Genomic DNA, 14,980 nt, shown 5'->3' with positions numbered 1-14,980 from the left:
CTGGGATGCCGACCTCGCCGAGCATGTCGACGGCCCGCCTGCGCGCGGCGGCCCGGCCGGCCCTGAAGTGGACGCGGTAGTGCTCGGCGATCTGCTCGCCGACCGTGTAGTAGGGGTGCAGGCTGGACAGCGGGTCCTGGAAGATCATGGCCATCTTCCGGCCGCGCAGCCGGGACAGCTCCTTCTCGGACATCCCGGTGAGCTCCTGCCCGGACAGGGCGATGGAGCCGCCGACCTCGGCGCCCCGGTGCAGGCCCATGACGGCGAGCGAGGTGACGGACTTGCCGGACCCGGACTCGCCGACGATGCCGAGGGTCCGTCCGGCCTCGACCGTGAAGCCGAGTGCGTCGACGGCCCGTACGGGGCCGCGCGGGGTGGGGAACGTGACGCGCAGATCGCGTACTTCCAGCAGGGCGGCCATCAGTACCTCACCCTCGGGTCGATGACGGCGTACAGGAGGTCGACGACGAGGTTGGCGGCGACGATGAAGAAGGCCGCGAGCAGGGTGACCCCGAGGACCACCGGCTGGTCCGAGCTGACCAGGGCCCCGTAGAACAGCCGCCCGATGCCCGGGAGGCCGAAGATGGACTCGGTGATGACGGCGCCGGCGAGCAGCCCGCCGAGGTCCATGCCGAAGATGGTGAGGATGGGGGTCATCCCGGAGCGCAGGCCGTGCTTGACGACGACGGTGCGTTCGGGCATGCCCTTGGCGCGGGCGGTGCGGATGTACGGCTCGGCCATGGCCTCGATCATGGAACCCCGGCTCTGCCGGGCGTACATGGCGGCGTAGAGCAGGGCCAGCGCCGTCCAGGGCAGCAGCAGGTTGGCCGCCCAGCCGAGCGGGTCGTCGGTGAGGGCCTGGTAGGTGGGGTAGGGCAGCAGCCCGGCGACCCGGATCACCCCGTAGATGAGCATCACGGAGGTGAAGTAGACGGGCAGCGAGGCCGCGGCGACGGCGCCGACCATCAGCGCCTTGTCGGTGGCGGTGTCCTTGCGCAGGGCGGCGGCCACCCCGGCGCCGAGGCCGAGGACGAGCCACAGCGCGGCGGCGCCGAGGGCGAGGGAGGCGGAGACCGGGAGGCGGTCCATCAGCAGGTCCCACACGGGAAGGGAGTTCTCGTACGAGTAGCCCAGGCACGGGAAGTCGCACTGGACGGCGTACTGGCCGCTGCCGAGGGTGCGGCCGGTGAAGATGCCCGTGAGGAAGTCGGTGAACTGCCGCCACAGCGGCTGGTCCAGGCCGAGGTACGCGCGTACGTCGGCCAGCCGTTCGGCGCTGCAGGTCTTGCCGCAGGCGGCCGCGGCCGGGTCGGCGGGCAGGACGTAGAAGATGAGGAAGGTGACGGCTGCGATGGCGAGCAGGACGCCCGCGAGGGCGAGCAGCCGGCGCGCGAGGTAGAGGATCAACTGCGGCCTCCCCTCGGGTCGAGGATGTCGCGCAGGGCGTCGCCGAGCAGGGTGAAGGCGAGGACCGCGAGGAAGAGGAAGGCGCTCGGGATGACGAAGTACATGGGGTCGGTCTCGTAGAAGGCGACGGACTCGGCGATCATCTGGCCCCAGGACGGGGTGGGCGGGCGCACGCCCACGCCGAGGTAGCTGAGCGCGGCCTCGGTGCTGATCATGCCGGGGATGAGCAGGGTGGTGTAGGCGATGACCGGGCCGCTGACGCCCGGGAGGATGTCGCGGGTCAGGATCCGCCAGGAGCTCGCGCCGCCGACGCGGGCGGCGTCGACGTACTCGCGGTGCTTGAGGGAGAGGGTCTGGCCGCGGACGACGCGGGCGACGCCGGGCCAGCCGAAGAGGCCGATGACGGCGGTCATGAGCACGATCCGGTTGACGTCCTTGGCCACCGACAGCATCGCGATCATGAAGATGAGGGAGGGGAAGGACATGGTCAGGTCCATCAGCCGGGACAGGACCGTGTCGGTGCGGCCGCCGAAGTAGCCGGCGGCGATCCCCGCGGCGGTGCCCGTGACGACGACGATGGCGGTCGCGGCGAAGGCGATGAGGAGGGAGACCTGGGCGCCGTGGACGACGCGGGCGAACAGGTCGCGGCCGGTGACGGGTTCGACGCCGAGCCAGTGCCCGGGGCTGATCCCGCCGAGGGAGCCGAGGGGCTGGCCGCCCAGGTAGGGGTCGATCGCGGTCTTGTCGAACTCCTCGGGGGACCAGCCGCCGAGCGCGCCCAGCCAGGGGGCGGTGGCGGCCATCAGGACGAAGAGGAGGACGACGCAGAGGCTGACGCGGACGGCGGGGCGGCGGCGCAGCTCCCGCCGGGCGAGCTGCCAGGGGCTGCTGCCGGTGGCCGCCGTCACGGCGGGACCGTCCTGGGCGGCGCCGCCCGGGGGCCGGACCGGAGCCGGATCCGGGGCCGGGGCGGAGGCGGGGGCCGGGGTCCTGGCCGCCTCGCCTCCGGGTGCGGTGGTGGTCATGGTGTCGGGGGCTCCCTCGTCCTCAGCCCTGGCTCTTCGAGGGGTCCTTGAGGCCGACGGTGCCGTAGTCGATGGTGCCGGTCCACACGGGGTGGCCGTAGGCGCCCGCGATGTTGGGGCCGACCAGCAGCGGCTTGCGCTCCAGCAGGACCGGGACGGCCGGGGACTTCTTCATGAGGTCGGCGTCCAGGTCGATCCAGGCCTGGTTGGCCTGCTTGGGGTCGGCCATGGCGTTGATCTCGTCGATCCGCTTCATGGTGGCCTCGTCGCGGAACTGGGCGTAGTTGCCCTGGTTGCCCTTGTCCTTGATGGTGCGTCCGTCGAAGACGAAGGGGATCCAGGTGGAGCCGGAGGGGTAGTCGGGGCACCAGCCGGTGTAGGTCATGTCGGGCGTGGTGGAGAGGTCGCCGATGACGTCGTAGTACGCACCGGGGTCGACGGTGTCGATGACGACCTCGATGCCGGCGCGGGCCAGGCCCTGCTGGATGGCCTCCGCCTTGCCCTTGTCGCCGGTGGAGACGGCGAGGGAGACCTTCAGGCTCTCCTTGCCGGCGGCCTTGAGGAGTTCCTTGGCCTTGGCCGGGTCGCCGGCCGGCGGGATCTTCAGCGTGTCGGCCTGCTTGCCGCCGGAGAGCGCCGGGGGCAGGTAGGCGGTGGCCACCTCGTTGAGGGCCGGGCCGCCGCCCGCGGTGATCACGGCCTCCTTGTCGACGGCGTACTGGAGGGCCTCGCGGACCTTCGGGTCGTTGAAGGGGGCGCGGGAGTTGTTCAGGTGGAGCATGACCGTACAGCCCTGGGACTCCGCGAGCAGCCGCGCCTTGACCTCCGGCTTCGGCAGCACCTTCGGGGCGCTCTCGGGGCGCATGTTGAAGTACTCGACGGCCGAGGCGTCAGCGCCCTCGCCGGCGATGATGCGGTCGTCGACCTGGCCGCCCTTGAGGCCCATGACCACGACGAACTTGTCCGGGTAGGCCTTGCGCACGGGGTCGGTCTTCGCGTCCCAGTGCTCGTTGCGGACGAGCACGAGCTTCTTGTCGCGGTCGTACGACTCGATCTTGTACGGGCCGGAGGAGAACGGGCGGGCGTCGTACTGGGTGCCCTTCTCCTGGGACTGCGGGACCGGCGCGAAGGTGGGGAGGGTGGCGGTGGCGGAGAACTCGGCGACCGGACGCTTGAGTTCGAAGACGATCGTGCGGTCGTCGGGGGTCTTCACCGAGTCGAGGTGCTGCCCCTGGAGGGGCCCCTTGTAGCCCTCGGTGCCGGCCAGGTACTGGGCGGCGTAGTCGGGTCCGCCGGTGAGGTCGGGGGCGAAGGAGCGCTCGACGTTGTACTTGACGTCCTGCGCCTTGATGGGGGTTCCGTCCTCGTACTTCAGGCCCTCCTTGAGGGTGAACGTCCAGGTCCTGCCGCCGTTGGACGGGGTGCCGAGGTCGGTGGCGAGGTCGGGGACGAGCTCGCTGCCGGCCTTGCCGGGCTCGGCCTTGAAGGTGACGAGCGTGCGGTAGAGGAGGCGGGTGCCGAAGTCCATCGCCGGCATCACCCAGTTGCGGGCGGGGTCGAGGTGGGAGAAGTCCTGGTTGGACAGCACGGTGAGGGTGCCGCCCTTGACCGGCGTACCGCCGAGGACCTTGCCGTCGTTGCCGGCGGCGGGGTTGCTCGCGCCGGCGCCGGATGAGCCCTTCTTGGGGTCGGAGCAGCCCGAGGCACCGAGTGCGAGTGCCGCCACCAGGGCGGTGGCGAGGGCGAGTTGGGTGCGCTTGGTCATGGGTCACTCCAGTGAAGGGCCGCGCTCTATGATGTGACCGGTAACATAGTAATGTGAAATTGCACTGACAAGAGGCTGGCGCCGCCGTTATCCAGCCGTGTCCAAAAACCGTGCTGGGCCTAAGAGTTGGCGCCGGGCCGGTTTTCACCTTGTGGTCCGGGGCGGCCGCCACCGCGCGAGCCCCCGCTCGGAAGCCGGTGGGACGCGCGGCCTGCCCGCTCCGGCGTCGCGCGCGCGTACGCCTTCGCGGCTCCACCCGCGGCGGCGCTCGTCACCGGCCAGCCGGAGCGGGGCGCGCACGGCGCCGAGCACGGGCGCGCCGACCTCTCCCATGAGGGCGGCGATGCCCGCGAGGAGGTCCGGGTGCTCGATCGCGTGGGCGATCGGACGGACGGCTGCTCCAGCTCATCCCCGGCCGATCCGGAAGACGACACCCCGGCGCAAGGGGAGGCCCCTAGAGGCTTGAGCCGAGGCCTCCCGGGGTGCGGCCGACCGGCTCGTCGCGGCCCTGGGCCCACAGGGAGCGGACATGGCCCAGGTGGCGGACCATGCAGGCCTCCGCCGCCTCCGCGTCGCCCGCGATCATCAGGTCCAGCAGCTCGATGTGCTCCTCGGCGGAGGAGACCAGCTTCCCGGCCTCGTCCAGGCCCGTCAGTCCGTACAGGCGCGAGCGCTTGCGCAGGTCCCCGACCGTTTCGACCAGCCGGTCGTTGCCGGCCAGGGCGAGCAGGGAAAGGTGGAAGCGGCGGTCCGCCTCCAGGTAGCCGATCAGGTTGTGCTCGCGCGCGCTGGTGACGATCTCCTCCGCGATGGGCCGCAGGGCCTCCAGCTGCCCGGTCGTGGCGATCTTCGTGATCCGGCCGATGGTCGGCACCTCGATCATCGTGCGCAGTTCGGTGTACTGGTCCAGGTCGCGTTCGCTGACCTCGGTGATCCTGAAGCCCTTGTTCCGGACTGGTTCCACCAGGCCCTCGCGGGCCAGATCGAGCATCGCCTCGCGGACCGGCGTGGCGGAGACCCCGAGTTCGGCGGCCAGGCCGGGCGCCGAGTAGACGCTGCCGGGGCGCAGTTCTCCCGCTATCAGGGCTGCTCGGAGGGCGTGGCCGACCTGGTCGCGGAGCCGTTCCTGGGCCTTGATGAGACTGTGCTGCTTCAGGTCACCCATTGCTTTTCCTCCGAACCGGCCGTGCACCACCGAGTGCAGAGGAACAGCGTACAATGTCACGTTGCGCTTATTCCCCGAGCGGTGGTGCCTCCCGCGGCGCGATACATCGCCACCGCCACAGCGAGATCCTCCCAGGCCATGCCCACGCTCTTGAAGAGCTGTGGACAACCCGCCGCCGCGGCCGCCGGCATCCGGCCCGCCACCAGGTCGGCCAGGGTGCCGCTGATATGACCGGGCCCGATGGCCCCCTCCGCCTCCGGCACCAGCAGGTCCCCCGCCTCGCGCAGCGCCGCCGCCCGCGACTCCACGTACACCGCCGCCCGCCGCACCAGGGCCGTGTCGGTCTCCCGGGCGTCCGGCTCGTGCGAGCCCACGGCCACGACCGTCGCGCCCGGCGCCACCAGCCGCCCGTCGAAGAGGGGCTGGCGGGCCGTGGTGCAGCAGAGCACCAGGTCGGCGTCCGCCACGTCGGCCGGGCTGCCCGTACGGGCCGGGACCCCCAGGGCGCGGGCGTGCGCGGCCAGCCGCTCCCCGGCCGCGGGAGTGCGGGCCACGACCACGGCCCCGGCCAACCCCCGTACGGCCCGGACCGCTTCGAGGTGCCCGTACGCCTGCGGGCCGGCCCCGAAGAGCACCAGCCGCAGGGCCCGGCCCGCCGGGGCCAGGTACCGCAGGGCGAGCGCCGAGACCGCCGGGGTGCGCAGCGCGGTCAGCGCCGCCCCGTCGAACAGGGCCAGCGGGCGCAGCGTGGGCCCGTCCAGCAGCAGGTAGGAGCCGGTGATCCGGGGCAGGCCGAGGGCCGCGTTGCCGGGCGCGACCCCGGCGATTTTCACCCCGGCGTACTCCTGCGTCGCGGCCGGCATCAGCAGCAGCTCGCCGCCCGGGACCGCCAAGGCGGTGCGCTGCGGGCAGCTCTCCGGGTCCAGCCCGGCCCGCAGTGCGTCGGCCAGCGCGTCGGCGGCCTCGGCCGGGGTGAGCAGGGCGGCGGTCTCCTCCGCCGTGAACTGCGCGATCACAGGAGGAAACCGGCGCCGAGGGCGTCCTGCGGGTCGCGTACGAAGGTGTGCTCGCCGGTGCGGTACGCCGTGCCGGTGACCTCCGTGACGAGCCCGTCCGGGGAGGGCCCCGGCAGGGCCCGGCCCGTGAAGACCGTGCCCACCACCGACTCGTGGAGCAGGTCCTCGCCCGCCCCGAGCCGCCCGTCCTCGACGAGCAGCGCCAGCCGGGCCGAGGTGCCGGAGCCGCAGGGCGAGCGGTCGATCTGCCCGTCCGCGAACACGGTGACGTTGCGCTGGTGCGGCCCGAAGGGCGTGTCGGGCAGCTCCTCGTGGAGGACCACCCCGTAGACGCCGGAGAGCAACGGCCCGCCGGGGTGCCACGTCCCGGGGTGCGAGGCCAGCGCGGCCCTGATCTCCTGGCCGGCGCGGACGAGTTCGGGCAGTGCGGCCCGGGAGACCTCCAGGCCGAGGTCGCGGGCGGCGACGGACGCGTAGCAGGCGCCGGCGTGCGCGAGGTCGACCTCGGCCATGCCGAGGGTGGTCGCCACGGGCACCTTGCGGGCGCTGACCCGGGCCGGGACGTTGCGGAAGGTGACGCCGGTGGTGCGGCCCCCGCTGCGGTGCACGGTCGCGGTGACCCGGCCGGACGGCACGTCGATCCGGACCTGGGCGTCCCCGTCGTCGGGCGCGGCGACCCGGCCGGCGGCGACGGCCCAGGCGCCGAGCGCCATCGTGCCGTGGCCGCAGGCGGTGGAGTAGCCGTCCTTGTGCCAGAACAGCACGCCGAAGTGGGCGCCGTCGTCGTCCGGGGGCACGACGAACCCGCCGTACATGCCGGCGTGCCCGCGCGGCTCCTGCACGAGGAGCCGCCGTACGTCGTCCAGCGGGCTGCGGCGCGGGGCCGTCCCGGAGCCCCCGGGGCCGATGGCGGTGGCGCAGCGCTCGGCGACGGTGTCCCCGGGCACGGGCGGCAGGCCGGCGGCGGCGACGTCGACGATCCGGAAGGGCTCCCCGGCCGTGTGGTAGTCGACGGTGCGTACGGCTGCGGCGGTCACAGGAGGAACCCTCCGGGGAAGGGGTCGGACGGGTCGAGGAAGTACTGGGCGGTGCCGGTGATCCAGGCCCGCCCGGTGACGGTGGGGACGACGGCCGGGAGCCCGCCCACCGTGGTCTCGCCGACCAGCCGGCCGGTGAACGCGGTGCCGATGAAGGACTCGTTGACGAAGTCCGCGCCGAGCTCCAGGAGACCGCGGGCGTGCAGCTGGGCCATGCGCGCGCTGGTGCCCGTACCGCACGGCGAGCGGTCGAACCAGCCGGGGTGGATGGCCATGGCGTGCCGGGAGCGGCGGGCGTCGGAGCCGGGGGCGGCGAGGTAGACGTGCTTGACCCCGGCGATGGACGGGTTCTCGGGGTGGACGGGTCGGTCGCCGGAGGCGTTGACCGCGTCCATGACGGCGAGTCCGGCGGCCAGGAGGTCGTCCTTGCGGGCCCGGTCGAAGGGGAGCCCGAGGGCGTCGAGTTCGACGAAGGCGTAGAAGTTCCCGCCGTAGGCGAGGTCGTAGGCGACCGTGCCGTAGCCGGGGACCTCGGCCTTCAGGCCGAGCCCGACGCAGAAGGAGGGGACGTTGGTGAGGGTCACGGCGGTGGCCGCCCCGTCCTCGACCCGGACGTCGACGCTCACCAGCCCGGCCGGGGTGTCGAGCCGGACGGTGGTGACCGGCTCGACGACCTCCACCATGCCCGTCTCGACGAGGACGGTGGCCACCCCGATGGTCCCGTGCCCGCACATGGGGAGCAGGCCGGACACCTCGATGTACAGCACGCCGAAGTCGGCGTCGGGCCGGGTGGGGGGCTGGAGGATCGCCCCGCTCATGGCGGAGTGGCCGCGCGGCTCGTACATGAGCAGGGTGCGGACGTGGTCCGTGTGCTCCATGAAGTGGAGCCGCTTCTCGGCCATGGTGGCGCCGGGGACCACCCCGACGCCTCCGGTGATCACCCGGGTCGGCATGCCCTCGGTGTGCGAGTCCACCGCGTGGTAGATGTGGCGCGTGCGCATGGGGGTCCCCCGGCTGGTTAGTTGAGGCCCTCGGCGAGCGCCTTCTCGGTGGCGGCGCGGACGGCCGCCTCGGTCTCCCCGGTGAGGGGGAAGCGGGGCGGGCGGGTGGCGCCGCCGGGGCGTCCCGCGAGGTCCATGGAGAGCTTGATGGCCTGGACGAACTCGGTCTTGGAGTCCCAGCGCAGCAGCGAGTGCAGGGACTTGTACAGCGGCAGCGCGGTGGCGACGTCGCCGGCGACGGCGGCGCGGTAGAGCTCGGCGCAGGAGCGCGGCAGGGCGTTGGGGTAGCCGGCGATCCAGCCGACCGCGCCGGCGAGGGCCAGTTCGAGCAGGACGTCGTCGGCGCCGATGAGGAGGTCGAGGCCCGGGGCGAGTTCGGCGATCTCGTAGGCGCGGCGGACGTCCCCGCTGAACTCCTTGACGGCGACGATGCTGCCGTCGCCGTGCAGGCGGGCGAGCAGGTCGGGCGTCAGGTCCACCTTGGTGTCGATGGGGTTGTTGTAGGCGACGACGGGGAGCCCGGCGCGGGCGACCTCGGCGTAGTGCGCCCGTACGGTCGGCTCGTCGGCCCGGAAGGCGTTGGGGGGCAGCAGGAGTACGGAGCCGGCCCCGGCCTCGGCGGCCTGGTCGGCCCAGCGGCGGGCCTCGGCGCTGCCGTAGGCGGCGACGCCGGGCATGACGCGCGAGCCGTCACCGGCCGCCTCGACGGCGGTGCGCACGACGCGGGCGCGCTCCTCGTCGGTGAGGGTCTGGTACTCACCGAGGGAGCCGTTGGGGACCACGCCGTCGCAGCCGTTGGCGATCAGCCAGGCCACGTGGTCGGCGTAGGCGTCGAAGTCGACGCTGAGGTCCTCGCGCAGGGGCAGGGCGGTGGCGACCATGATGCCGTGCCAGGGGCGGGTGCGGGGCGGGGTGGGCGCGGGGGTGTGCGCGTGCGTCATGAGAGAGCTCCCTAGAGTGATGTGTGACATTTTACTAGTGGGTGTGAGGTGGCCACAAGGGGCCGGACCGGCGGATCAGCCCTCCGCCGGGGGCAGTTCGGCGAGGTGGCGCAGCGGGACCGGGCAGGACAGCGGCCGCCGGTCGGGTGCCCCGCCCGCGGACGCCGTGCCCTCCCCGGCGAGGGCGGCGACGGCGGGGCCGCACATGCGGCCCTGGCACCATCCCATGCCGCTGCGGGTGAGGAGCTTGACGGTACGGGCGTCCCGGGCGCCCAGGTCGGCGACGGCCTCGCGGATCCGGCCGGCCGGCACCTCCTCGCACCGGCACACGTCGGTGTCGTCGCGGAGCCAGCCGGTCCAGCCCTCGCCCGGGCGGTGGGCGGCGCCCATCGCGTCGGCGAAGGCGCGCAGCCGGGCGCGGCGCCGGACCAGGGCGGCGGGCGCGGGTCGGCCGGCGATGCCGTGGGCGGCGATCTCACCCTCGATCAGGGCCAGTCCGGCGCCGCCGATGCCGCCGGTCTCGCCCGCGGACCAGATCCCGGGGACGGAGGTCTGCTGTGCGTCGTCCAGCACCAGCGCGACGGTGCCGTCGGCGGCCCGGCGCGTGGCGCAGCCCAGACCGGTCGCCGGCTCCAGCTGGGGCACGAGCCCGTGGCCGACGGCGACGGCGTCGCAGGGGATCCGGCGGGCCGTGCCCGGCACGGGCCGCCAGTTGCGGTCGATCCGGGCCACCGTGACGGCCTCGACCCGGTCGGTGCCGTGGGCCTCGGTCACGGCGTGCCGGGTGAGCAGCCGGACGTGCCGGTGCAGCAGGGCGCTGCCGTACGTGGCGGCCTCGGCGAGCTTGCCGGGGTTGCGCAGCAGGGCCGGGACGTGGCCGGCGTAGCCGGTGTACGCGGCGGCCTCGACGACGGCCGGCACCCGGGCCCCGGCGGCCGCGAGGGACCCGGCGACGGCGAGCAGCAGCGGCCCGCTCCCGGCGACGACGACCCGCCGGCCCGGCAGTACGAGCCCGCTCTTGAGCATGGCCTGCGCCCCGCCGGCCCCGACGACACCGGGCAGGGTCCAGCCGGGGAAGGGCAGTTGCCGCTCGTAGGAGCCGGTGGCGAGGAGCACGGCCCGTGCGTGCAGGGCCGCCGCGGTCTCCTCGGGGCCGGCGACCGCGTGCAGGGTCCAGGCCCTGCCGCCGCCGGCGGCTGCGTGCGGGACCACGGTCCAGACGTGGTGCCCCGGGAGGTAGGTGATCCGGCCGGCCGCCACGTGGGCGCGCAGGGCGGCTTCGCGCGAGGCGAAGGCGGCCCACCCGTGGTGCAGGGCTTCGGGCCGGGCGGCCCCGAGCCCCGGCGCGGGGTGGCGGTAGTACTGGCCGCCGGGGCGCTCCCCCGCATCCAGGAGGACGACACGCAGGCCGAACCCGGCGGCCGTGACGGCGGCGGCGAGCCCGGCGGGGCCCGCGCCGACGACCGCGAGGTCGGCCGGGGCTGCGTCAGACGCCGAGCTCGGCATGACCGGTTCCCTCCTGGGTGGTGACGCGGTCCCCGGGGCGGGCGGGGACGAGGCAGGCGCGCTGGTTGGGGCGGCCGTTGACGGTGACGAGGCAGTCGTAGCAGCTGCCGATCCCGCAGAACGCCCCGCGGGGGGCGCCGCCTTCACGGGTGGTCCGCCAGGCGAGGATCCCGGCGCCCCACAGCACGGCGGCGATGCTCTGCCCCGCCTGGGCGGTGAGCTCCCGCCCGTCGAAGCGCAGCACGTACGTGGCGGTGGGCGCGCCGCCGACGAGGGTGCGCGGGGTCCGGCTCATCGGTGGTTCTCCTTCGCGGGGGAGCGTGTCGGCCCGTGCGGCGCGCGAGGACCGGGGTCCGGGGCGGTCACGGGGTGGGCTCCGGGAAGCGGTCCGGGCGGAACGGGTGGAGCGGCAGGGGCGTTGGCGTGCCCGTCAGGGCAGCGGTGATCAGCAGGCCCGTGGCGGGCGCCAGACCGATGCCCGCGCCCTCGTGGCCGCAGGCGTGCAGCAGTCCCGGGACCCGGGGGTCCGGGCCGATCGCCGGGAGGTGGTCGGGGAGGTACGGCCGGAAACCGTGGTAGGTCCGCAGCACGCGCACGTCCCGCAGGACGGGGAAGAGCGCGGCCGCCTGCACCGCGAGGCGCCGCAGGGCCTCCACCGACAGCGAGCGGTCGAAGCCGACCCGCTCCCGAGTCGCCCCGATCAGCACCGGCCCCGACGGGGTGCCCTCGACCACCGCCGAGGACTGGAGGGCCGCCGATCCACTGGCGACGTCCGCGATGTAGTCGGCGGCGTAGACCTTGTGCCGGACCACCCTCGGCAGCGGTTCCGTCACCAGTACGAACCCGCGGCGCGGGAGCACCGGAAGGGACACCCCGGCCAGTTCCGCGATGCGGCCGCCCCAGGTGCCGGCCGCGTTCACCACCGCGGGTGCGTGCAGTTCGCGGCGCGGGGTCCGCACCCCGCGCACGGCACCCGACCCGCCGGGCGACCGGAGGACCGCGGTCACCTCCTCGCCGAGGTACGCCCGCGCCCCCGACGCGGCCAGCAGCCTGGCCGCGGCCTGGGCCGGCTGGACCTGGGAGTCCTGCGGGTAGAGGAATCCGCCCGCCGGCCCCGGGGCCAGGTGGGGCTCCAGGGTGCGCAGGTCGTCGGCCCCCGCCTCGACGGCTTCGACCCCGGCTGCGCGCTGGCCCTCGGCGAAATCGCGCAGCGCCTTGAGCGAAGCCTCGTCCGGGGCGACGACGAGCCCGCCCTTGGCCTCGTACTCGATCTCCTGCGGGAGGACGGCGGCGAGTTCGCGCCACAGGCCGGCCGACAGCAGGGCCAGGTCGAGCTCCGGGCCCGCCTCCTTGTCGGAGACGAGCAGGTTGCCCTCACCGGCTCCCGTCGTGCCGCCCGCGACGGGGCCGCGGTCGACGACGGCCACGGAGAGTCCGGAGCGGGCCGCGTAGTACGCGATCGCGGCGCCGACGACGCCGGCGCCGATGATCACGACGTCCAGTGAATGTCTGTTGGGCACGGCAGTAATATGTCACATTCTTTAGTCGGTGCCTAGGCACTCCGAGGCAGGTCCGGCCGGCCCCGCGGGGCCGGTCCCTCCCCCCGTTCGGAAGGGACCGGCCCGGCCGCGGGATCAGCTGCGCAGCGGGCCCTCGCAGCTGTAACCCGACGTCCCCGCCCTGTGATCGCTCCAGATCTCCACGGGGCCGAAGGAGCAGTTCATGTCGGCCAGGTTGTTCGAGGCCGCGCCCGCCCGGTCGAGGATGAAGTAGTCGACCGTCTCCGACATGTCCTTGAAGTTCTGGTCGTCGCTGCGCCAGTTCTTCAGGTTCGCGGTGATCCGGCCCGTGCAGGTGAACCGGCGCTTGCCCGGGTCGCCGTTCTCCACGCAGTCCGGGGTGTTGTACGTGGCCGCCGCGAAGGAGGACTTCACGTTCGCGAGCGCCGCGTCACGCAGCTTGTCGTTGGCCGTGAAGACCGTGTTCGGCACGTAGAGCTGGTCGACCTTGGCGATCTGCGCGTCGAGGAAGCGGTCGTAGTCGCGCTGGAGGTAGGTGTCCGCGCCCATCCGGTGGCGCCAGGAGTCGTACGCCGCGACGTCGTTGTTGCGCAGGTGGGTGTACATCTCGCGCAGCAGCGAGGGCTTCTCGGTCCACAGGAACTCGAAGAAGGTGCCCGCGTAGTTGTAGAAGCGGAAGCCGTCGCCCTCGTACGTGGCGTTCAGCAGCTGCTCGACCGACATGCGCGGGCCGCCGCCGGCGGTGTCGTTGATGACGCCCTTGACCAGGGACTTGCGGACGGCGATGCCGTTGTCGCGGGTGGCGCCGTCGAAGAACTCGGCGGTGCCCTCGTCCATGGCGGTGGTGCGGTCGCCCTCGTACCAGGGGCCCTCGCCGAAGAACCCGGGGACGGCGAAGCGGCCGTTGAGGTAGTGCGTGTACTCGTGCCGGAAGAGCTCCTCGAGGGTGAGGGAGGAGTCCTGGGGGACGCGCCGCTGGTAGGTGTAGAAGGTGGCGCCGTTCTCGATGTACATGCCGCCGTTCTGGGTGCCGTAGCCGTACAGCATCGTCTGGTAGGTGACGTAGTCGGCGCGGGAGGCGTACAGCACGATGTTCAGCGTGGTGTTGGGGTCGCCGGCCAGCGGCTGGTCGGTCCCGATGACCCGGTGGAACTGCGTCTTGACCTGCTTGCTCGCGTAGTACAGCTGGTCGACGGTGGCCCGGTCGAGGGCCGTGCGGACCTTGATGGCGCCGTTGTCGTAGCTGTAGGTGTTGGGGAAGAGCATCTTCTCGATGTCCTCTTTGCACACCCCGTACTGCTTGCACGCGTTGTAGGTGTTCAGCCAGGAGACGACCTTCGCCCAGGGTTCGCTGCCCGTGCCCCACGAGGTCTTGACCGGCTCCAGGAGGGAGCCGAGGTCGGCGGCGATCTGGTCCTGGAGGCCCTCGATCTGACCGAAGCGGCCGTACTCGCCCAGCGCGTCGCGGACCACCCACTGGTTCGCGGTGCCCTTGAGGTGGGTGTACCCGGAGAAGGCCTTGAAGGCGGCGCGGTAGGAGGGGTCGGCCTTCGCCGCGGCGTGGAAGGCGGCGTCCTGGTTGCCCGGGTACACGCCGAGGTAGTTGACGGTGAGGGCGGCGAGGGCCGCACCGCCCCAGTTCGCGTCCCCGCTGGTCGCGGGGTGCGAGGCGTCCAGCGTGGCCAGGACCTTCCTGATCAGCCCGAGCTGGGTCTGGCGCATGCCGGGGCCGGTGGCGTAGAGGGCCTCGCGCAGCGTCCGGGCGTTGGAGGCGGTGGCGTCGAAGGTGCGTGCGGCGTTGCCGAAGTCGGTGACGGCCCGGCTCATGGCGTCGGCGGTCGCGGCGTCGGTGAGGTCGATCTCGGAGCGCGAGAAGTCGTGGTAGACGGCCGCGTGCAGGAAGGTGAACATCTCCTCCAGGTGGGAGGAGCCCCGGCCGTCGTGGGCGGCGGCCAGGCCGGATATCCGGCGGGAGACGGCCTGGACGTGCGCGTCCGACATGACGGGCGCCAGCCGGGCGTCCCAGGTCCAGACCAGCCCGCGCAGACAGCCGTCGGCCGTGACGGCGGGGTCGGCCAGGAAGTCGGCGAACTGCTCGGGGCTGAGGCCCGTGATCCCGTCGAGGGTACAGGGGACGCCTGCGGCGACGCTCCGCGCGGTGGGCGCGGCCTGCGCGCCGGCCTCGCGGCTCTTCTCGGCGCGTTCGGTCAGGCGTGCGGCGGGGGCCGCGGTGGGCGCCGCTCCGGGGACGCGTCCGTCGGCGGCCACGCCGCCGGGAGCCTGGGCCGTCGCCGGCTTGGCCTGCCGGGGCGCGGCGAGGTGGTCGACCTCGTCGAACGGATTCGCGCCGGGCGCACCGGAGGTGAAGGTGCCGGGCACGGCGCCCCGGGCGGATGCGGCCGCGGGGGCCCGGTCGGCGGTCTGGGACACGGCCTGGCCGGCGGAGGCGAGCAGCGTCACCGCGACGGCGGCGGAGAGGAGGGACGTACGCACAGCTCTGTGCTGGGACACCAAGGGCTCCTGGCTGGAAGAGGAGGTGGGGGAAGTGGTGCGTGAACTGCCCTGCGTCACGCGGCGTTTGACGGGGATTAACGTGC

General features: G+C 73.5%; 13 protein-coding genes. All 13 read right to left on the bottom strand.

The annotated features are described in order from the left end of the window. Positions 1–421, bottom strand: a 421-nt coding sequence (locus tag ACIPK4_RS30020) for an ATP-binding cassette domain-containing protein (RefSeq protein ID WP_402318295.1), incomplete at its 3' end; no start/stop codon positions are given. Next, on the bottom strand, positions 421–1,407 hold the full coding sequence (locus ACIPK4_RS30015; protein ID WP_376202747.1) for an ABC transporter permease: 987 nt from the start codon (positions 1,405–1,407) through the stop codon (positions 421–423). The genes ACIPK4_RS30020 and ACIPK4_RS30015, both read right to left, overlap by 1 nt. Beyond that, positions 1,404–2,432 carry an ABC transporter permease gene (locus ACIPK4_RS30010; RefSeq protein WP_402318292.1) on the bottom strand — a complete coding sequence of 343 codons (1,029 nt, stop codon included), beginning with the start codon at positions 2,430–2,432 and terminating at the stop codon, positions 1,404–1,406. The genes ACIPK4_RS30015 and ACIPK4_RS30010 overlap by 4 nt, the downstream gene beginning before the upstream one ends. A gap of 22 nt (positions 2,433–2,454) precedes the next feature. Beyond that, entirely contained in the window at positions 2,455–4,197 is a 1,743-nt protein-coding gene (locus ACIPK4_RS30005; RefSeq protein WP_054225987.1) for an ABC transporter substrate-binding protein, read from the bottom strand. A 454-nt stretch (positions 4,198–4,651) separates the two neighbouring features. Further along, a complete protein-coding gene (locus ACIPK4_RS30000; protein WP_054225988.1) occupies positions 4,652–5,362 on the bottom strand; it encodes a GntR family transcriptional regulator in 711 nt (236 codons plus the stop codon). A gap of 56 nt (positions 5,363–5,418) precedes the next feature. Then, positions 5,419–6,378, bottom strand: a complete 960-nt coding sequence (locus ACIPK4_RS29995; RefSeq protein ID WP_402318289.1) for an ornithine cyclodeaminase family protein — start codon at positions 6,376–6,378, stop codon at positions 5,419–5,421. Continuing rightward, positions 6,375–7,415 carry a proline racemase family protein gene (locus ACIPK4_RS29990; protein WP_402318287.1) on the bottom strand — a complete coding sequence of 347 codons (1,041 nt, stop codon included), beginning with the start codon at positions 7,413–7,415 and terminating at the stop codon, positions 6,375–6,377. The genes ACIPK4_RS29995 and ACIPK4_RS29990 overlap by 4 nt, the downstream gene beginning before the upstream one ends. Continuing rightward, positions 7,412–8,416, bottom strand: coding sequence for a proline racemase family protein (locus ACIPK4_RS29985; protein ID WP_402318284.1), 1,005 nt, complete (start codon positions 8,414–8,416; stop codon positions 7,412–7,414). The genes ACIPK4_RS29990 and ACIPK4_RS29985 overlap by 4 nt, the downstream gene beginning before the upstream one ends. 17 nt (positions 8,417–8,433) lie before the next feature. Then, positions 8,434–9,357 carry a dihydrodipicolinate synthase family protein gene (locus tag ACIPK4_RS29980; protein WP_402318281.1) on the bottom strand — a complete coding sequence of 308 codons (924 nt, stop codon included), beginning with the start codon at positions 9,355–9,357 and terminating at the stop codon, positions 8,434–8,436. 75 nt (positions 9,358–9,432) lie between these two features. Then, the gene (locus ACIPK4_RS29975; RefSeq protein ID WP_402318278.1) at positions 9,433–10,863 is read right to left on the bottom strand and encodes an NAD(P)/FAD-dependent oxidoreductase; all 1,431 of its coding nucleotides are present in this window, start codon (positions 10,861–10,863) and stop codon (positions 9,433–9,435) included. After that, on the bottom strand, positions 10,844–11,158 hold the full coding sequence (locus ACIPK4_RS29970) for a (2Fe-2S)-binding protein (protein ID WP_327279117.1): 315 nt from the start codon (positions 11,156–11,158) through the stop codon (positions 10,844–10,846). Before ACIPK4_RS29970 ends, ACIPK4_RS29975 begins: the two co-directional genes overlap by 20 nt. A gap of 67 nt (positions 11,159–11,225) precedes the next feature. Further along, on the bottom strand, positions 11,226–12,383 hold the full coding sequence (locus tag ACIPK4_RS29965; RefSeq protein ID WP_402318275.1) for an NAD(P)/FAD-dependent oxidoreductase: 1,158 nt from the start codon (positions 12,381–12,383) through the stop codon (positions 11,226–11,228). Positions 12,384–12,497: 114 nt separating this feature from the next. Beyond that, positions 12,498–14,894: a collagenase gene (locus tag ACIPK4_RS29960; RefSeq protein WP_402318273.1), complete on the bottom strand. Its 2,397-nt coding sequence runs from the start codon at positions 14,892–14,894 to the stop codon at positions 12,498–12,500. Positions 14,895–14,980: the final 86 nt, after the last annotated feature.

The sequence above is a fragment of the Streptomyces sp. NPDC086989 genome, assembly GCF_044745505.1.
Taxonomy (GTDB): domain Bacteria; phylum Actinomycetota; class Actinomycetes; order Streptomycetales; family Streptomycetaceae; genus Streptomyces.
This window is presented reverse-complemented; position numbering and strand designations above follow the sequence as displayed.